Raw genomic sequence first — 18,616 nt, 5'->3', positions numbered from 1 at the left:
GGTTCGGCCGACAGCTCGGCCGAACCAGGGCCGCTACCCGCTCTAAGAGGTTGCAACATGGAACTATTCATTCAACTGGTCATCAACGGCCTGTTGCTGGGCGGCGCGTATACCATCATCAGCCTGGGGCTGACGCTGATCTTCGGCGTGGTGCGCGTGGTGAACTTCGCGCATGGCGAATTCCTGATGATAGGCATGTACATGGTCTATCTGATCGCGGCGCAATTCGGCATGCATCCCTATGCCGGCCTGGTGCCGGTGGCAGTCATCCTGTTCGCGCTGGGCGCGCTGACGCAGAAGGGCATCATCCAGCCGCTGCTCAACGCCGACCAGCACATCCAGATCTTCGCCACGGTGGGCGTATCCACCATTCTCCTGAACCTGGCCCTGGTGATCTTCGGCGCCAACGTCTACCGCGCGCCGGTGGAGCTGGGCACCAACGCCATCGACATCGGCCCCTATTCGATGGTGACCGGACAGCTGATTACCTTCGTGATCGGCCTGAGCCTGGCGGTGCTGCTGCACCTGTTCATGCACCGCACCTATCTGGGCCGCGCGCTGCGGGCAGTGGCGCAACACCGCTACGCCGCCACCCTGATGGGCGTGAACGTCAATAACGTCTACGCCATCGCTTTCGGCCTGGGCACGGCCTTCGTCGGCATCGCCGCCGGCTTGCTGGCGCCGCAGTATCCGGTGTTTCCCACCGTGGGCACGTACTTCGTGCTGACGGCGTTCGTGATCGTCGTCCTGGGCGGCCTGGGCAGCCTGTACGGCGCCGTGGCCGGCTCCATGATCATCGGCATCGTCGACACGCTGGCCGGCTTCTACATCGCCCCCGACCTGAAAGAGGTCGTGTATTTCGGGATCTTCCTCTTGATCCTGGTGCTGCGCCCGAACGGCCTGTTCGGCGTCGGCACAGAGTGATCAGAGCAACAAGGAGCGAGATGTGTTTCCCGATATTCGACACCCCAAGACCTACGTCAGCCTGATCCTGCTGATCGCGATGTTCCTGGTGCCCGTGGTCATGGGCACGCCATTCTGGACCAATCTGTTCGTGCTGCTGTTCGTGTTCTCGGCCCTGTCGGTGGCCTGGAACATCGTCGGCGGCTACGCCGGCCAACTGTCCCTGGGCCACGCCGTGTTCTACGGCATCGGCGGCTATACCGCCACGCTGCTGACGCAGAACTTCGGCATTTCACCGTGGTTCGGCATGCTGGCGGGCGCGGTCATCTCGGGCGCGGTGGCCATCCTGATCAGCTACCCCACCCTGCGGCTGCGAGGCCCGTTCTTCGCGCTGGCCACCATCGCCATCCTGGAAGTGGTGCGCCTCCTGGTCATCCACGAAGAAAGCTGGACCGGCGGCTCCAGCGGCATCAGCCTGCCGTTGAACATAGGCTGGACCTGGATCGTGTTCCGCGAGAAGGTCAATTACGTGATCATCGCCTTCGGCCTGTTCCTGCTGGTGACCTTGGCATCCTGGTACATCCGCAAGTCGCGCATCGGCCACTACCTGATCGCGATCCGCGAACGCGAGGACGCTGCGCTGGCGGTGGGCATCCATACCGTGCGCATGAAGATCATCGCCGCGGTCGTGTCCGCCATGCTGACCAGCATCATCGGCACCTTCCACATCACCTACCTGACCTTCGTCGATCCCAGCTCGGCATTTTCGCTGGAATTGTCGATTCAGGTAGCCATGTTCGCCCTGATCGGCGGTCTGGGCACGGTGGCCGGCCCCATCGCCGGCACCTTCCTGGTGCTGCCCATCGCCGAACTGGCGCGCGGCTGGCTCAGCAGCGTGGGCAACGGCATGCACGGGCTGATCTACGGCCTGATCCTGGTGGCGGTGGTGCTGACCATTCCGCGCGGCCTGGCCGGCGCCTTCGGTCCGACCATCGAGCGCTGGCTGTCGCGCCTGCCCTATCTGGGCACGCCGCGCGCCAAGCTCAAGCTGGCCGATGAACTGCGCCTGCGCAGCGCCGAACGCACCGATCAACCGGTGCTGAAAGCCGAAAAACTGTTCAAGAGCTTCGGCGGCCTGCGCGCCACCAACGACGTGTCGCTGACGCTGAACCAGAACGAGATCCTGGGCATGATAGGCCCGAACGGCGCGGGCAAGACCACGGTGTTCAACCTGCTGTCGGGCTTCCTGTCGCCAGACAAAGGCGGCATCAGTATGCTGGACGCGCACGGCAAGTGGGTCACCTGCAAGACGCCCGACGAATTCGCGCACCAGGGCCTGGGCCGCACCTTCCAGATCGCCAAGCCGTTCACCGGCCTGACCGTACTCGAGAACATCATGCTGGGCGCCTTCATCCGGACCTCGAACCGCGATGAGGCCGAGCAGATCGCCATGAAGGTGGCCGAGCAGACCGACCTGGTGAAGTCCCTGGACATCGAGGCGCGCAACCTGACCGTGGGCGGCATGAAGCGCCTGGAGGTCGCCCGCGCGTTGGCGATCAAGCCGCGCATCCTGCTGCTGGACGAGGTGATGGCGGGCCTGAATCCGACCGACATCGAGAAGTCGATCCAGATGATCCGGCGCATCCGCGATTCGGGCGTTTCGGTGCTGCTGATCGAACACATGATGCAGGCCACCATGGCGCTGTCCGACCGCATCATCGTGCTGAACGAAGGCGCGGTGCTGGTCAGCGGCGCGCCCAAGGACGTGGTCGAGAATCCGGCCGTCATCGAAGCCTATTTGGGCAAGGAGTACCAGGATGCTTAAGGTTTCGAATCTGTCCTCGGGCTACGGCAAGAGCCAGGTCCTGAACGGCCTGAACTTCGAGGTCCAAGCCGGCGAGATCGTCACGCTGATTGGCGCCAACGGCGCGGGCAAGACCACCACCTTGAAGACGCTTTGCGGCGTCATCGGCGCGATGGAAGGCAAGGTCGAATTCGAAGGCGTGGACCTGACCAACCGCAAGCCCTACGACATCGTGGACGCCGGCATCACCATGATCCCCGAAGGCCGCCAGCTGTTCCCGCACTTCACGGTGCGCGACAACCTGCTGATGGGTTCGTACAAGCGCGCCGCCCGCCCCATCGTGCAGCGCAAGCTGGACGAAGTGCTGGGCATTTTTCCGCGGGTGAAAGAAAGGCTGAACCAGTACGCCGGCTCGCTCTCCGGCGGCGAACAGCAGATGGTGGCGATCGCGCGCGGCATGATGGCCGATCCCAAGCTGCTGGTGTTCGACGAGCCCTCGCTGGGCCTGTCGCCGCTGCTGGTGCAGCAGATGTTCGACATCATCCGCGGCGTCACCGCCCACGGCGTGACCGTGCTGCTGGTGGAGCAGAATGTGTTCCGCACGCTGCGGCTGGCGGACCGCGGCTACGTGCTGGAGAACGGCGCCATCGTGCGCACCGGCACCGGCGCGGAACTGCTGAGCGACCCGCATGTGAAGAAGGCCTATCTGGGCCACTGATACCAAGGATTCTCTTTTATGTCTTTACGCTGCACATACATCGACCACGGCCAGGGCGGCGCGCCCGATTGCATGCGCCTGGCCGAACGCGACATGGAAGCGCCCGCCGGTCGGCAGGTGCTGATCGAAGTCGCCTACGCCGGGGTCAATCGCCCCGACGTGCTGCAACGCTCCGGCTCCTACCCGCCGCCGCCGGGCGCCTCGCCCCATCTGGGGCTGGAGGTATCCGGCACCGTCATCGCCACCGGCCCCGAGGCCAGCCTCTGGAAGGTTGGCGACCAGGTCTGCGCGCTGACGCCGGGCGGAGGCTATGCCCAGTACAGCCTGGCTGACGAGCGCCATTGCCTGCCGGTGCCGCGCGGCCTGGACCTGCTGACGGCCGCCGCCATCCCCGAAAACTACTTCACGGTGTGGACCAATGTGTTCGACCGCGCCCGCCTGGCGGCCGGCGAGCGCTTCCTGGTGCACGGCGGATCCAGCGGCATCGGCCTGACCGCGATCCAGCTGGCCCGCGCCTTCGGCGCCGAGGTCTGGACCACCGTGGGCAACCAGGAAAAGGCCGAGGCCTGCCTGGCCGCCGGCGCGCATCACGCCGTGCTGTACCGCGAGGCCGACTTCGAGGCCGAGGTGCGCCAGGGCAGCGGCGGTCCGGGGGTGGACGTGATCCTGGACATGGTGGGCGGGGCCTACATCAACAAGAACCTGCGGCTGCTGGCGGTCAACGGCCGGCTGGTGCAGATCGCCTTCCTGGAAGGCAGCAAGGCCGAGATCGATGCCATGCCCATCATGATCAAGCGGCTGCAGTTCACCGGATCCACCCTGCGCCCCCGCTCCGACGAAGACAAGGGCGCGATCGCCCAAGCGCTGGCGGATAAGGTGCTGCCGCTGATGGAGCAAGGGCAATGCCTGCCGCGCATCCACCAGGTGTTCCCGTTGGCCGAAGCGGCCCAGGCGCACGCGCTGATGGAAAGCAGCAAGCACATCGGCAAGATCATGCTGAAGGTGGGCGCATGAGCGGGCGCTTCCAGGATCAGGTCGCCATCGTCACCGGCGCCGTCGGCGGCATAGGCTCGGCCATCGTCGAGGGCTTCCTGGCCGAGGGCGGCCGCGTGGGACTGATCGACTTCAATTCGCAGGGCGGCCAGGCCTACGAGAAGGAACTGCGCAAGCGCGGCCATCAGGTCTGCTTCGTGCACGCCGACGTGGCGCGTTTCGAGGAATGCCAGGCGGCCTATGAGCGCATCAGCCGCGAACTGGGCGCGGCCACCATTCTGGTCAACAACGTCGGCATTTCGCCCAAGACGGACGGGCGCGCGCTGAAGGTCTGGGAGATGCCGCCGCGGGAATGGGAGAACGTGGTCGCCGTCAACCTGAACAGCGTGTTCTACATGACGCACCTGGCCACGCCGCACATGGTGCGCGAGCGCCAAGGCCGCGTGATCAACATGTCTTCGGTAGCCGGCCGGGCTTACTGCGACATCGTGGCGGCGCACTATGCGGCCACCAAGGCCGGCCTGATCGGCCTGACGCGCCACTGGGCCGCCGAACTGGGCGAACACGAGGTCACGGTCAATGCGCTGGCGCCCGGACGCATCAGCACGCCTCTGCTGAAATCCGTACCCAAGGAAATCAATGACGCCGTGGCGCAGGTGACCGCGCTGCGCCGCCTGGGCACGCCCGAGGAAGTGGCGGATGCCTGCCTGTTCTTCGCGTCGGACCAGGCCCGCTTCGTCACCGGTCAGGTGCTGGACGTAGCCGGCGGCTGGCTGATGACTTGATGTCGTGATGAAAAGCGCCCGCCTGCAAACTCAGGCGGGCGTCTCCTTCATTCCTGCGTGCCCAAGTGGTAGACCACCGTGTCCAGCCGGCTCACGCCGGCGGCCAGGAACTTGGGTTCCTTTTCCAGGATGTCGCGGCGGTCGATGATCCTGGCGGGCGACACGCCTGCAAAGATCGCCTGCACTTCGCTGTCCACCACCGAGAACGGCGGCCCCGACATTTCCTCTTGAGGATAGTCCAGCGTGATCAGCAGGCCCTGGCAGGCGGGCGACAGATTGCCGTAGACGTGGCGCACGTAGTCCGCGCGCATGGCTTCGGGCAACGCCACCAGCGCGGCGCGGTCATAGGCGCCGACGCAATGCGATAGCAACTGCGCGTCCAGCTTGAAGATGTCGCCGCAGATGATTTCGATGCTGCCTGCCACGTAGTGCTTGCCATAGACGGACACGTGGGTCAGCGGCTTGAGTTCGTTTTCCTCGAAAAACTGCTCGACCGCAAGCTGCGACAGCTCGACGCCCAGCACGGAATGCCCCTGCGCCGCGATCCACACCATGTCCAGCGACTTGCCGCATAGCGGCACCAGTACGCGGCCGTCCTTGGGCACGCCCAGCGTAGGCCAGTACTTCTGCAGCAGCGGGGTCACCCGCGATTGATGAAAATGCGTGCGCCCTTCGCGCCAGCGCTCAAGCCAGAATTCCGCGTCCATGCCTGCTCTGCCTCCTGTGTAATCGTTGCGAGGCATTGTAGTGCTGGCTTATGCCGCGCCGGAATCGCTCAGCTGCTTGCGCCGGTATTCGCCCTGGCGCACATGCATCCAGCCCGGATACTCCGGCGGCAAGGCGCTGACCTGATCCAGTTCGGCCAGTTCGTCGGCCGTCAGCCGGATGGAAGTTGCCGCCAGATTGTCGTCCAGCTGCTCCACGCGCTTGGCGCCGATGATGACGCTGGTCACGGCCTGCTGGTGCAGCAGCCAGGCCAGGGCCACTTGGGCCACGGACACGCCGCGCGCGCCGGCAATGCGACGCAGGACGTCGATGCTGTCGTAGGCGCGATCCTGGTTCACCGGCGGGAAGTCGAAGGCGGCGCGGCGGCTGCCGGCTTCAGCCTGGCCGTCGCGGCTGTACTTGCCGCTGAGCAGGCCGCCCGCCAGCGGACTCCACACCATCAGCCCGACACCTTCGCTTTGCAGCATGGGCACGATCTCGCGCTCCAGGTCGCGGCCGGCGATCGTGTAGTAGGCCTGCAGCGACTCGAAGCGCGCCAGGCCCAGGCGTTCGGCGATGCCCAGCGCCTTCATGATCTGCCAGGCAGCCCAGTTGGACACGCCGACGTAGCGCACGTGGCCGTGCTGCACCAGATTGTCCAGCGCCCTGACCGTTTCCTCCACCGGCGTGGCGGGATCGAAGCCGTGGATCTGGTAGAGGTCGATATGGTCCAGCTGCAGGCGCGACAGGCTCTTCTTGACGCCGTCCATGATGTGCGAGCGCGAGTTGCCGCGCGCATTGACGCCGGCCCCCGTCTGGCCGAACACCTTGGTCGCGACGACGACGTCCTCGCGCGCCACTTTCAGGTCGCGCAGCGCCTGGCCGGTGATGACTTCTGAACGGCCCTCGGAATACACGTCGGCCGTGTCGATAAAATTGACGCCGGCATCCAGCGCCCGGCCCACCAGCCGGTTGGCGTCTTCCTGCTGTAGGCTGCCGATCTTGCTCCAGAGCTCGCCTTCGCCGCCGAAGGTCATGGTGCCCAGGCAGAGTTCCGACACGAACAGGCCAGTACTGCCGAATTTCTTGTACCGCATGGTTGCACTCCTTCAAGGGCTCGACGGGAGCCGGCACTCCAGGATGGAAGAGTCTCAGCCCGTCTGCCGGGATGGAGGCAGTATGCGTCCGGCGCCGGCCGCGGGCGCTGCTTGATCCTGCCCTTTTTTTGCCCAATTCTCCGGCAACGCCAGGCATCCAATCGGCGTGCGCTCATTCCTCCGGATTTCCTGCCCATTTCTCCGTGAAAGAGACGGCACCCTGGAAGCAGCCCCGCTTGGGCATACACTGAAAGCCGCCCGATTCTCCGATTTTCCTCCGCCGCCCGCCTTCCCGGCGCGGTGCGCCACGGGAGCCCCCATGACCATGACAACCGCCATTACCGACCACCGCGCCGGCCCGACGCTGGACGCCGCCTACGAGCCGGCGCGGCGCGAGCTGCTCTGCACGCTGGAACGCATGACCGGCGATCTGGAGGGCTCGCTGGACACGCCCATCGAAGGCCTGTTCCTGCACCGCCTTTCGCAGCCCACCGGCGCCAAGCCCGGCCTGCAAAAGGCAGCGTTCGCGGTCATCGCGCAAGGGTCCAAGCGCCTGCTCATCGGCGACGAGGCCTACGAGTACGATCCCTTCCACTATCTGATTTCCTCGGTGGAACTGCCGGTCGTGGCCAAGGTCTCCGTCGCCAGCCCGACCCTGCCCTACCTGGGCTTGCGGCTGGACCTGAACGTGGAGGAAATCACCGCGCTGATCAGCGACGAAAACCTGCCCGCCCAGCCGCCTGCCGAGGCCGGACGCGCGCTTTGCGTCAATCCGCTGGGCAGCGTTTTGCTGGACGCGGTACTGCGCCTGCTGCGCCTGCTGGATACGCCACGCGACATCCCCATCCTGGCGCCCCTGGTCAAGCGCGAACTGCTGTACCGCCTGCTGATGAACGGCCAGGGCACGGTGCTGCGCCAGTCGGTGCTGCAAGACAGCCAACTCAACCGCGTAGCCAAGGCCATCCGCATCCTGCGCGACAACTACGCGCAGCCCTTGCGCGTGGAAGAGATCGCACGCGACGTCCACATGAGCGTGTCGTCGCTGCACCATCATTTCAAGCAGGCCACCGCCATGAGCCCGCTGCAATACCAGAAGCACCTGCGCCTGCAGGAAGCGCGGCGGCTGATGCTGACCGATGACGCCGGCGTGGCGCTGGCGGCTCATGCCGTGGGCTATGAAAGCTCTTCGCAGTTCAGCCGCGAATACAGCCGCCTGTTCGGCTCGCCTCCCTTGCGCGACAAGCAGCGCTGGAAGGACGAAACCGCGCTGGCGCCGGCTTGAAACGCCGGTTTTCGCTTTCCTAGGGATTGCCCTAATCCTAATTTGACAACGTTACCATTAGACTGCCGCCATCAAATGATAACGTTGTCATATCCCTGAATCCTTCTTCGGCGGCCGCATGAATCCCTTCCTGGAAACCCTGCTCGATACTCCACTGGACGACACCTACCGGGGCATTCCTCCGGGCGAGCCAGCGGTTGCGCTGCGCGCCGTGGCGGCCCGCGGCTGGCAGCCCAGCAGCGGCAACATGGCCCTGCCCGTCCTGACGCTGGACGAGCCGGCCTTCGCCCACAACGTCGAACAGATCTTCCAGTACGCCCGCAGCCACGGCGCGGCGCTGGCGCCGCATGCCAAGACGCCGATGTCGCCGCAGATCGTGCAGCGGTTGCTGGATGCCGGCGCCTGGGGCGCCACCGTCGCCAACCTGCAGCAAGCCGCGGTGCTGCTGCGCGCCGGCGTCTCCCGCCTGATGCTGGGCAACGAGATCGGCGGCGCGGCCAGCGGCGCCCGCCTGGGCAAGCTGCTGGCGGCCTACCCCGATGCGCGCCTGCTGGCCTTCGCGGATTCCGCTGCCACGGTGCGGTCGCTGGCCGCCGCGGCGGCTGAAGCCGGCCGGCCGGTGGAGGTGCTGGTGGAAGTCGGCGGCGGCCGCGCGGGCGCACGCGACGATGCCGCGGTCGCGGCCATCCTCGACGCGATCGGCGAACAGGGCGACAAACTGGCGCTGGCGGGCGTGGCCACCTATGAAGGCGCCGTCGCCTCGTCTGACGCTGCGCTCACCGCGCAGAACATCGCCGCGCTGATGGCGCGCGCCGCCCGGGCGTTCCAACAAGTGCGCGCCCTGGCGCCGCAAGCGCCGCTGGTATTCACGGCAGGCGGCTCGGCCTTCTTCGACCATGTCACCCAGGCGGCCAAAGGCTGGCTCGCCGAGGACGGAAATGCCCAGCTGGTGCTGCGCAGCGGCGCCATCTTCTTCCATGACCACGGCACCTATCAGCGCGCGCTGCAAGCCATGGACGCCCGCGCGGGCTTCCAGGTCGACGGCCAGGCGCGCAGCGCCGCCACCGATTTCCGGCCGGCCCTGCGCCTGTGGGGCGAAGTCCTGTCGCGCCCGGAGCCGGGCCTGGCGATCTGCGGCTTCGGCATGCGCGACGTGTCCTACGACCAGGACCTGCCCGCGCCGCTGGCGGCCTTTCGCGGCGGCGCGGCCCTGCCCGGCTGGGATGCGCAGGCCCGCGTCACGCGGCTCAACGACCAGCACGCCTTCCTGGCCATCGCGGCGGACAGCGAACTGGCGCCGGGCGATGTGATCGAGTTTGGCATTTCCCACCCCTGCACCTGTCTGGACCGCTGGCGCGTCTTCTTCGGCCTGGACGCCGACGGCCGCGTGCAGTCGGCGTATCGCACGTTCTTCGGGTAAGCCATGCAACAGCTGAACTTCCAACAGGTCTGGCGCTACCGCGAACAGCTCTGGGACGGCATCCAGGTGACGCTGGAGCTGACCATCATCGCGGTGGTCGCCGGACTGGCCATCGGCCTGGCCGGCGCCGTGTTGACGCGCCACGGCCCCAAGCCGGTCAAGCTGGCGCTGCGCGCCTATGTCGAGGTGTTCCGCAACACGCCGTCGCTGATCCAGCTGTTCGTGGTGTTCTTCGTCCTGCCGGGACTGGGCCTGCGCATGCCGCCCTTCGTGGCCGCGGCGCTGGCGCTCAGCCTGTACTTCGGCGCCTATGCCATCGAGATCCTGCGCGCAGGCCTGGACTCCATTCCACGCAGCCAGATCGAAGCCGGCCACTGCCTGGGCCTGAGTACCTGGCAGGTGTACCGCCATATCGTGCTGGCGCCCGCCCTGCGCAACGTCTATCCGGCCCTGGGCACGCAACTGGTCATCCTGTTGCTGGGCACTTCGCTGGCCTCGCAGGTGTCGGCCGAAGACCTGTTTCATGCCGGCAGCTTCATCGAAAGCCGCACCTACCGCAGCTTCGAGGTCTATGCCGTGATCTGCGGCATCTATTTCACGCTGGTGCTGATCACCAAGGCCCTGCTGGCCCTGGCCGGCCGCCTGACGTTCACTTGGCCCGTGCGCCGCTAGGAGCTGCAAGCATGCGTACGTTTACCTTGAGCGATTTCGCCTCCCTCATCAGCGCGCTGCAATGGACCGTGGCCCTGGTGCTGATCGCGCTGGCCATCGGCGCGCCGCTGGGCCTGGGGCTGGCGCTGTTGCGCGGCCACCGTTCGGCGCCGTTGCGCTGGCTGGCCGCGGCCCTGCAGCAGCTGGTCCAGGGCGTGCCGCTATTGGGCCTGCTGATGTTCTTCTACTTCGGCATGCCGGTGTTCCTGGGCATCGAAGTGCCCGCACTGACCGCCGTCAGCGTCGCCTTCATCATCTACACCGCGGCCTTCCTGGGCCAGATCTGGTACGGCGGCATCCAGGCCGTGAAGCACGAGCAATGGGAGGCGGCCGCCTGCCTGGGCCTGTCCAAATGGCACCAGTTCCGCCACGTGATCGCGCCGCAGGCCTTCCGCCTGTCGCTGCCGCCCACGGTGGGTTTCCTGGTGCAGCTCATCAAGGGCACTTCGCTGGCCTCGGTGGTGGGCTTCGTCGAACTGGCGCGCGCCGGGCAGATCGCCAGCGCCGCCACCTTCCAGCCCCTGCTGGTCTATTCCTGCGTCGCGTTGCTGTACTTCGCGGCGTGCCTGCCCCTGACGATGTGGGCCCGTAACCTGGAGGGCCGCTTCCATGGCGCTCGTTGAAGTCTCCAATATCCACAAACGCTTCGGCGCCAACGCGGTGCTCAACGGCGTCTCGCTCGAGGTCAACGAAGGCGAGATCGTCACCATCATCGGCCGCTCCGGTTCCGGCAAGTCGACCCTGCTGCGCTGCCTGAACGCGCTGGAAACGGTGGACGACGGCGACATCCGCATCGGCGGCGAACAGATCCATGCCGGCATGCCCGGACTGCGCCAGTTCCGCCAACGCGTGGGCATCGTGTTCCAGCAGTTCAATCTGTTCCCGCACCTGAACGTGGAACGCAACATCACGCTGGCGCCCACGCTCAACGGCAAGATCGCCAAGTCGCAGGGCCGCGCGCTGGCGCTGGACGTGCTGCGCCGCGTCGGGCTGGCCGAAAAGATCGACGCCTATCCGGCCCTGCTGTCGGGCGGCCAGCAACAGCGCGTGGCGATCGCCCGCTGCCTGGCCATGGCGCCGCAACTGATGCTGTTCGACGAAGTCACCTCGGCGTTGGACCCGGAGCTGGTGGGCGAGGTGCTGAAGGTCATGGAAGACATGGCGCGCCAGGGCATGACCATGGTGCTGGTGACGCATGAAATGGCCTTCGCCCGCAACGTCGCGTCCAAGGTGGTGTTCATGCACCAGGGCCGCGTCTGGGAACAGGGCCCGCCCGCCGAACTCTTCGCCAACCCCCAAACCCCCGAGCTGCGCCAGTTCATCGGCACGGCCGCGCCTTCCACTCACTGAAGCACCCGCCCCTGGAGTCATCGCATGAAACTGTACGCCAAGCTGGCCGCCGCCGCGGCCCTCTGTCTCTCCCTGGCCGCGCCCGCCTCGGCCGCCGACAAACTGCAGGACGTGCTGGGCGCGGGCAAGCTGCGCGTGGGCGTGCTGATGGATGCCGCTCCCTGGGGTTTCAAGGACGCCAAGGGCGAGGCCGCTGGCCTGGACATCGATCTGGCCAAACTGATGGCTGCCGACATGGGCGTGAAGCTGGAACTGGTGCAGGTCACCGGCGCCAGCCGCATCCCCAGCCTGCTGGCCGGCAAGGTAGATGTGCTGATCGCAGCCGCCGGCGCCACCCCGGAGCGCGCCCAGCAGGTCATGTTCTCGCAGCCCTACGCCGCGGTGAACCTGGGCGTCTATGGCGGCGAAGCCATGCCGCAGGCCAAGAGCGTCGACGAACTCAAGGGCCACAGCATCGCGGTCGCCAAGGGCTCCACGCTGGACATCTGGCTCACCGACAACGCGCCCGGCGCCAAGCTGGTGCGCTTCGAGGACACGCCGTCGGCCGTGGCCGCCTATCTGGCCGGCCAGTCGGAGTCGTTCGCCGAGAACAGCGCCATCGCGCTCAAGGTGACCGAAGACAATCCCGCCCGCGCACCCCAGCTCAAGTTCCTGATCCGCCAGTCGCCGGCCCACGCCGCCGTGCAGCAGGGCCAGCAGAACCTGCTGAACTGGATCAACACCTTCCTCTTCACCAACCGCCTGAACGGCAAGCTGCCGGCCCTGCAGCAGAAGTGGTTCAAGGAAGCCCAGACCCTGCCGCAGATGTAATCGGCCGAATCAAAAGGACTCGCATGATCAAACGCTACAAATCCGGCTCGCGCATGAGCCAGGCCGTCTCGTACAACGGCTTCGTGTTCATCGCCGGCCAGGTGGCCGACAACCGCCAGGGCTCGCTCGAATCGCAGACCCGCGAAGTGCTGGCCAAGATCGAGGCGCTGCTGGCCGAGGCTGGCAGCGACAAATCCCGCCTGCTGGCAGTGGACGTATTCCTGCCCGCCATCGGCGACTTCGACGCCATGAACCGCGTCTACGACGCCTGGATCGACCCCGCCAACCCGCCGGCCCGCGCCTGCGTCGAAGCGCGCCTGGCCGACCCCGCCCTGCGCGTCGAAATGACCGCGGTCGCCGCGCTGCGCTAAGGCGCGTTGCCTAGGCCTTCCGATCCCCTTTTTCGCGCCGCCTTGCGCGGCGCCGTTGTATCTCCCCATGCATACCGGCCTGTTTCACGAGATAGATTTCGACGCCGACGGCAAGGCGCTCAGCTTCCTGGGCACCCCCTATTCGGTCGACCGTTCGCCCTATTACCAGATCAAGACGCCCATCTGCCGCATCCGCAACGGCAGCGGCCCGCGCGTGCTGCTCATGGCCGGCAACCATGGCGACGAGTACGAAGGCGAGGTCGCCCTGGGCCGCCTGATCCGCCGCCTGGAACCCGCCCGCATGCGCGGCGAGGTCACGATCCTGCCGCTGGCCAACCTGCCCGCCGTCATGGCGGCGCGGCGGCGCTCGCCGCTGGACAACGGCAATCTGAACCGCGCCTTCCCCGGCGTGCCCGGCGGCACGCCGACCGAACGCCTGGCGCACTTCCTGGAACATGAACTGTTCCCGCGCCACGATGTGGTGTTCGACATCCATTCCGGCGGCACCTCGATGGCGCACCTGCCCACCGCCCTGATCGAGCGCCAGGACTCGCCCGAGCGCATGGCACGCGCGCTGGACCTGATGGGTTCGCTGGGCATGGGCCACGCCTTCGTCGCCGCCAACGGCCGCGATGCGCCTACCTCCATGGCGGCAGCCGCGCGCGCGGGCGCCATCGGCATCAGCGGCGAATTCGGCGGCGGCGGCACGCTGACCCCGGCCACGCTGGCGGCCACCCAGCGCGCCATCGACAATCTGCTGCAGAAGCTGGGCGTGACTGACGCGCCGCTGCTCGGCCCGCACGCGCCCGGCGCGCCCGCCATGCAGCTGCTCGAACTGGACAGCCACGAGCAGAACATCTTCGCCACCCGCCGCGGCTGGTTCGAGCCGGCGGTCGACATCGGCGCCACGGTCCGAGCAGGCGATGTCGCGGGCTACTACCATGACCTCAACCAGCTGGATGCGGAAGAGGAAATCCTGCGCTTCCGCCAGTCGGGCATCGTCATTTCCCGGCGCTTGCATACCGACTGCGAATCCGGCGACAGCCTGATCCAGGTTGCGCGTCCGGTCGGCTAGGCTGATATCCTGACGGCTGCCGCCTGACCCCGGAACAATCAAAAGAAATCGCATGAGCCACCGGCCCGCGCCTCCTTCCGCCCCCACCTATGACGACGTGCTGCGCGTGCGTCCCGAGGGCGCCGCCGCGCCCGCGCGCGCCGCCGCCCCCGCCAAACCGCCGCGCATCGAGGAGGTGGCCAGGCTGGCGGGGGTCTCGCCCATCACCGTATCGCGGGCCTTGCGCCAGCCCGAGAAAGTGGCGCAGGAAAAGCGCGACCGCATCCTGCAGGTGGTGGCGCAGACCGGCTATGCCTCCAACCCGCATGCGCGGGCCCTGCGCTCCGGGCAGTCCAGCGTGGTGGCGGCCTTCGTCTCCAACATCCTCAGCCAGCAGTTCGCGCTGGCGGTGCAGGGCTGCGCCGAAGTGCTGGAGCCGCAGGGCTACCAGCTCATGGTGGGACAGACCTCGTATTCCTACGCCAAGGAAACCAGCATGATTGCGTCGCTGCGCGCCCTGCGGCCCGCGGCGGTGCTGTTCACCGGCGTCATCGAACTCGAGGAAAACCGCCAGTCGCTGCGCGAGCTGGGCATCCCCATCATGGAAACCTGGGCCTATCCGCGCGATCCCATCGACATGCTGGTGGGCTTTTCCAACTATGACGGCGGTGTCATGGCCGCGCGCCATCTGGCCGCGCGCGGCTACCGACGCGTTGCCTTCGTCGCCCGCCAGGGCGGCCGCGGCGATCTGCGGCGCCAGGGCTTCAACGCCGCCGCCACCGAGCTAGGCCTGCAAGTGGTGGCCGAACTGGCCGTGGACAACGCGCAGACCATCGCCGACGGACGCGCGGCCTTCACCCGCCTGCTCGCCATGGGCCAGGCCTTCGACGCCGTGTTCTGCGCCAATGACCTGCTGGCGGTGGGCGCCTTGTTCGAGGCGCGCGACCGTCAGCTCGCCATTCCGCGCGACGTCGCCATCCTGGGCTTCGGCGATACCGACATCGCCAGCGAAATCGAGCCGGGCCTGACCACCATAGGCGTGGACAGCCGCAAGCTCGGCGCGCGCGCCGGCGAACTGCTGCTGCAACGCTTGAATGGCGGCGCACCCGCCGCGCGCCAGGAAGTGTTTCCGCTGACGCTCAACCAGCGCGCCAGCGCCTAGGCTCGCGGGCCGGCCGGCAACGGCCGGCGCAAGATCACTCGTCGAACACGATGCGCAAGCCCGGCAGGCCAATGCCGTCCAGCGCGGTGCTCCATGTTTCGCCCGGATGCACCGGCCAGGCCTTGGTCAGCGTGCCTGTCGTGACCAGTTCGCCCGCCTGGATCGCCTCGTCGGCCGGCCGTTCCGCCACCACCGCCAGCAGATGGGCCAGCGCCGCCAGCGGGCTGCCCAACACGTTGGCGCCAGTCCCGGTTTCGCGGTGGATGCCGTTGCAGGACAGGTCTATCCGGAAGTCCGCCAGCCGTTGGACCAGCCCCGGCCCGAGCTCGGCGGCCTCCACCAGCGGCCCGATGAATAGCGCGCCATGCAAGGCGTTGTCCGCCACCGTGTCGGCGGCCTGGAACTGCCAGGCGGGATAGTGTGATTGCACCAGCTCAAAGCCATGGGCGATCCAGTCCACGCACTCCAGTATCGCGGCCGGGTCTCGCGTCCGCGGCGGCGCGGCATGGAAATGCAGCACGATCTCCGGCTCGATGCGCGGCTCGACATAGCGGCCCAGGCGGCAATGGACTTCGCCGGTGTCGTCGTAGATCGCGCTATGCTCGTAGACCCGTCCCCATACCGGAAAGTCCACGCCCAGCGCCGCCCACATCGCGGCATTGGTGAACCCGATCTTGCGGCCGACGAGCAGCGCGCCTTCCGCCAGCCGCGCCTGATGGATCCGCGCCGCCACGTCGTAGGCGGCGTCCAGATCGAAGCGCGGCCGCCTGGCCGTGGGCGGCGCGAGGTAAGCGGCATGATCCTGCGCCGCCTTGATTTCGCGCGCGAGCGCGGCGGGGTCGGAAGCTGGCATGGAGGCTCCTGAGGGTAGGCTCAAATGTAAAAGAAAAGCTGCCCGCGCAATACCGCAGCCGTTATATGCTCCCCTCTGATGTCCTATTTTCAGAACAGTTGGGGGAAGCAATGCACGACTTGAATGACCTCTATTACTTCGTCCAGGTCGTCAAGAACGGCGGCTTCGCGCCTGCGGGACGGGCGCTCGGCATACCCAAGTCCCGCCTCAGCCGGCGCATCGCGCTGCTGGAAGACCGGCTGGGCGTGCGGCTCATTCAGCGTTCCACGCGCAGCTTCGCCGTGACCGAATTGGGTCAGGAATATTACGAACAATGCCTGTCGATGCTGGCGGGCGCGGAAGCAGCCCAGGAAGTCATCGACCGCACCCGGGCCGAGCCGCAAGGCACGATACGCATGAGCGCCCCGCCCGCGCTGATCTACTACTTCCTGGGCGATCTGGTGGCCCGCTTCATGGTCCGCTGCCCCAAGGTCCACGTGTTCTTGAAGAGCTTCAGCCGGCCAGTGGACGTGCTGCGCGAGGGCTTCGACATCGCCGTGCGCGTGCGCTTCGGGCCCATCGAGAGCAGCGACCTCATCATGAAGCCCCTGGGCATGAGCTGCCAGTGTCTGGTGGCCAGTCCAGCGCTGGCGCGCAGCATCGCGCTGCCCGCCGATCCCCACGCCCTGAGCGAATTGCCGACGCTGGCTCTGGGCACCGAACAGCGCGAATCCCATTGGCGGCTGGACGGGCCGGACGGCGCGCGCATCGTCGTGCCGTTCACGCCGCGCCTGGTGACGGACGACATGCTGGCCCTCAAACAGGCCGCCTTGCGCGGCGTGGGCGTGGTCGCCCTGCCCCTGCTGATGATCCGCGACGAACTGGACGCAGGCACCCTGGTGGACGTGGGCGCTCCCTGGCAGCCGGAGGCCGGCAGCGTGCACGCCATCTTCCCGTCGCGCCGCGGCCTGCTGCCCGGCGTGCGGGAACTGCTGGACTTCCTCAGTTCCGAATACCAGGAGGTGGCCAAGCGCGAACACGACACGCAGGTGCGCCACAAGCTGCCCACCTTGAAGTAGCTCCGGGGCTGGGCCAGCGTTCGACGAGTGGGACGCAGAAACCCATTTTCCCCGCCTACCCAGCGGCCCGCGTTGCTCCTAGCATGGTTAGCCCCACCTCACCTGGAGCACACCATGAGCGTCCCCGCCAACTTCAACGGCCAGCGCCCCGTCATCGATCCCAACGATGCCGCCATGCTGCTGATCGATCATCAGAGCGGTCTGTTCCAGACGGTTGCCGACATGCCGATGACCGAGCTGCGCTCGCTGGCCGGCGCGCTGGCCTCCATGGCCACCCTGGCAAAGCTGCCTGTCATCACCACCGCCTCCGTGCCGCAAGGCCCCAACGGCCCCCTGATTCCGGAAATCCACGAGAACGCCCCGCATGCGAAATACGTCGCACGCAAAGGTGAAATCAATGCCTGGGACAATCCTGAATTCGTCGCGGCAGTCAAGGCGACCGGCCGCAAGACCCTGATCATCGCCGGCACCATTACCAGCGTATGCATGGCCTTTCCCGCCATCAGCGCGGTGGCCGAGGGCTACAAGGTCTTCGTGGTGGTCGACGCCTCGGGCACCTACAGCAAGATGGCCCAGGAAATCACCCTGGCGCGCGTGGTGCAGGCCGGCGTCGTGCCCATGGACACAGGCGCCGTCGCGGCCGAGCTGCAAAAGACCTGGAACCGCGAAGACGCCGCCAAGTGGGCCGAGGTCTATACCAAGATCTTCCCGCCCTACCAGTTGCTGATCGAAAGCTACAACCGGGCCCAGGAAGTCATCAAGAAGGGCGAGCAGCTCGACTCCCAGCGTTGAGCCGGCCCTGATGTTCCCCGCACGCCGCAAGGCGCGCAATTCCCTCATGGAGTATGCAATGACCAAGCCCTATGTGAAACTCGACAAGACCCAGGCCGCGGTGCTGCTGGTCGACCACCAGGTGGGCCTGCTGTCCCTGGTCCGGGACTTCCAGCCCGACCAGTTCAAGAACAACGTCCTGGCGCTGGCCGACCTGGCCGAATATTTCAAGCTGCCTACCATCCTGACCACCAGCTTCGAAGACGGTCCCAACGGCCCGCTGGTGCAGGAACTGAAAGACAAATTCCCCAAGGCGCCCTATATCGCCCGTCCGGGCAACATCAACGCCTGGGACAACGAAGACTTCGTCAAGGCCGTCAAGGCCACCGGCAAGAAGCAGTTGATCATCGCTGGCGTGGTCACCGAAGTCTGCGTGGCGTTCCCGGCGCTGTCGGCCCTGGAAGAAGGCTTTGACGTGTTCGTCGTGACCGACGCGTCCGGCACCTTCAATGAAGTGACCCGCAACGCCGCCTGGAGCCGCATGGAACAGGCCGGCGCGCAATTGCTGAGCTGGTTCGGCGTGGCGTGCGAACTGCACCGCGACTGGCGCAACGACATCGAAGGCCTGGGGACGCTGTTCTCCAACCACATCCCCGACTACCGCAACCTGATGGCCGCCTACTCCACTGTCAAGAGCAGCAGGTAATGTCCCGGCCGGCCGCGCCCAGGCGCTGAGCCGGCTGGCGGCAGCTTCCGCGGCGGCGTGCAC

General features: G+C 66.8%; 20 protein-coding genes. 17 read left to right on the top strand and 3 right to left on the bottom strand.

What is annotated here, in order from left to right; genetic code table 11:
• Positions 1-57: 57 nt before the first annotated feature.
• Genes AC6LKD_RS30060 through AC6LKD_RS30040 form a run of 5 tightly spaced genes read left to right on the top strand, consistent with a single transcriptional unit; the run spans position 58 to position 5,203 of the window.
• Entirely contained in the window at positions 58-924 is an 867-nt protein-coding gene (locus tag AC6LKD_RS30060) for a branched-chain amino acid ABC transporter permease (RefSeq protein ID WP_498118308.1), read from the top strand.
• A gap of 22 nt (positions 925-946) precedes the next feature.
• Positions 947-2,728 (top strand): branched-chain amino acid ABC transporter ATP-binding protein/permease, encoded by a 1,782-nt coding sequence (locus AC6LKD_RS30055; RefSeq protein ID WP_498118306.1) that lies wholly within the window; start codon positions 947-949, stop codon positions 2,726-2,728.
• On the top strand, positions 2,721-3,425 hold the full coding sequence (locus tag AC6LKD_RS30050; protein ID WP_013395480.1) for an ABC transporter ATP-binding protein: 705 nt from the start codon (positions 2,721-2,723) through the stop codon (positions 3,423-3,425). Before AC6LKD_RS30055 ends, AC6LKD_RS30050 begins: the two co-directional genes overlap by 8 nt.
• An 18-nt stretch (positions 3,426-3,443) precedes the next feature.
• Positions 3,444-4,439 (top strand): NAD(P)H-quinone oxidoreductase, encoded by a 996-nt coding sequence (locus AC6LKD_RS30045; RefSeq protein WP_498118304.1) that lies wholly within the window; start codon positions 3,444-3,446, stop codon positions 4,437-4,439.
• Positions 4,436-5,203, top strand: a complete 768-nt coding sequence (locus AC6LKD_RS30040; protein WP_498118302.1) for an SDR family oxidoreductase — start codon at positions 4,436-4,438, stop codon at positions 5,201-5,203. Before AC6LKD_RS30045 ends, AC6LKD_RS30040 begins: the two co-directional genes overlap by 4 nt.
• A gap of 47 nt (positions 5,204-5,250) precedes the next feature.
• On the opposite strand, the gene AC6LKD_RS30035 is transcribed toward AC6LKD_RS30040, so the two are convergent.
• Positions 5,251-5,910, bottom strand: coding sequence for a thiopurine S-methyltransferase (locus AC6LKD_RS30035; RefSeq protein ID WP_013395483.1), 660 nt, complete (start codon positions 5,908-5,910; stop codon positions 5,251-5,253).
• A 48-nt stretch (positions 5,911-5,958) separates the two neighbouring features.
• The gene (locus AC6LKD_RS30030; RefSeq protein WP_498118300.1) at positions 5,959-7,005 is read right to left on the bottom strand and encodes an aldo/keto reductase; all 1,047 of its coding nucleotides are present in this window, start codon (positions 7,003-7,005) and stop codon (positions 5,959-5,961) included.
• A gap of 319 nt (positions 7,006-7,324) precedes the next feature.
• Here AC6LKD_RS30030 and AC6LKD_RS30025 point away from each other — a divergent pair, with 319 nt between their 5' ends.
• The 9 genes from AC6LKD_RS30025 to AC6LKD_RS29985 all read left to right on the top strand — a co-directional run bounded on the left by AC6LKD_RS30025 (position 7,325) and on the right by AC6LKD_RS29985 (position 15,165).
• The gene (locus AC6LKD_RS30025; RefSeq protein WP_013395485.1) at positions 7,325-8,287 is read left to right on the top strand and encodes an AraC family transcriptional regulator; all 963 of its coding nucleotides are present in this window, start codon (positions 7,325-7,327) and stop codon (positions 8,285-8,287) included.
• Between the two features lie 118 nt (positions 8,288-8,405).
• Positions 8,406-9,707 carry an alanine racemase gene (locus tag AC6LKD_RS30020; protein ID WP_498118298.1) on the top strand — a complete coding sequence of 434 codons (1,302 nt, stop codon included), beginning with the start codon at positions 8,406-8,408 and terminating at the stop codon, positions 9,705-9,707.
• A 3-nt stretch (positions 9,708-9,710) separates the two neighbouring features.
• Positions 9,711-10,379 carry an amino acid ABC transporter permease gene (locus tag AC6LKD_RS30015; protein ID WP_013395487.1) on the top strand — a complete coding sequence of 223 codons (669 nt, stop codon included), beginning with the start codon at positions 9,711-9,713 and terminating at the stop codon, positions 10,377-10,379.
• Between the two features lie 11 nt (positions 10,380-10,390).
• A complete protein-coding gene (locus AC6LKD_RS30010) occupies positions 10,391-11,041 on the top strand; it encodes an amino acid ABC transporter permease (protein WP_013395488.1) in 651 nt (216 codons plus the stop codon).
• Positions 11,028-11,768 carry an amino acid ABC transporter ATP-binding protein gene (locus AC6LKD_RS30005; RefSeq protein WP_013395489.1) on the top strand — a complete coding sequence of 247 codons (741 nt, stop codon included), beginning with the start codon at positions 11,028-11,030 and terminating at the stop codon, positions 11,766-11,768. The genes AC6LKD_RS30010 and AC6LKD_RS30005 overlap by 14 nt, the downstream gene beginning before the upstream one ends.
• A 24-nt stretch (positions 11,769-11,792) precedes the next feature.
• Positions 11,793-12,578: a transporter substrate-binding domain-containing protein gene (locus AC6LKD_RS30000; protein WP_207471949.1), complete on the top strand. Its 786-nt coding sequence runs from the start codon at positions 11,793-11,795 to the stop codon at positions 12,576-12,578.
• A 23-nt stretch (positions 12,579-12,601) separates the two neighbouring features.
• Positions 12,602-12,949 carry a RidA family protein gene (locus AC6LKD_RS29995; protein WP_498118296.1) on the top strand — a complete coding sequence of 116 codons (348 nt, stop codon included), beginning with the start codon at positions 12,602-12,604 and terminating at the stop codon, positions 12,947-12,949.
• 67 nt (positions 12,950-13,016) lie between these two features.
• On the top strand, positions 13,017-14,024 hold the full coding sequence (locus AC6LKD_RS29990) for a M14 family metallopeptidase (protein ID WP_498118295.1): 1,008 nt from the start codon (positions 13,017-13,019) through the stop codon (positions 14,022-14,024).
• Between the two features lie 52 nt (positions 14,025-14,076).
• Complete coding sequence (locus AC6LKD_RS29985) at positions 14,077-15,165, top strand: LacI family DNA-binding transcriptional regulator (protein ID WP_498118294.1); 1,089 nt, start codon at positions 14,077-14,079, stop codon at positions 15,163-15,165.
• Positions 15,166-15,199: 34 nt separating this feature from the next.
• On the opposite strand, the gene AC6LKD_RS29980 is transcribed toward AC6LKD_RS29985, so the two are convergent.
• Positions 15,200-16,018 (bottom strand): 2-keto-4-pentenoate hydratase, encoded by an 819-nt coding sequence (locus AC6LKD_RS29980; protein WP_498118292.1) that lies wholly within the window; start codon positions 16,016-16,018, stop codon positions 15,200-15,202.
• Between the two features lie 110 nt (positions 16,019-16,128).
• Here AC6LKD_RS29980 and AC6LKD_RS29975 point away from each other — a divergent pair, with 110 nt between their 5' ends.
• The 3 genes from AC6LKD_RS29975 (at position 16,129) to ycaC (ending at position 18,553) form a co-directional block, all read left to right on the top strand.
• Positions 16,129-17,076 (top strand): LysR substrate-binding domain-containing protein, encoded by a 948-nt coding sequence (locus AC6LKD_RS29975; protein WP_013395495.1) that lies wholly within the window; start codon positions 16,129-16,131, stop codon positions 17,074-17,076.
• 114 nt (positions 17,077-17,190) lie between these two features.
• Positions 17,191-17,868 (top strand): hydrolase, encoded by a 678-nt coding sequence (locus tag AC6LKD_RS29970; RefSeq protein ID WP_013395496.1) that lies wholly within the window; start codon positions 17,191-17,193, stop codon positions 17,866-17,868.
• Positions 17,869-17,926: 58 nt separating this feature from the next.
• Entirely contained in the window at positions 17,927-18,553 is a 627-nt protein-coding gene (gene ycaC, locus AC6LKD_RS29965) for an isochorismate family cysteine hydrolase YcaC (protein WP_492276557.1), read from the top strand.
• The last annotated feature ends 63 nt before the right edge of the window (positions 18,554-18,616 follow it).

It is taken from the genome of Achromobacter sp. D7-1 (assembly GCF_059760445.1).
Note: the sequence above shows the minus strand (reverse complement) of the source record. Positions and strands in the feature narration are given on the sequence as shown.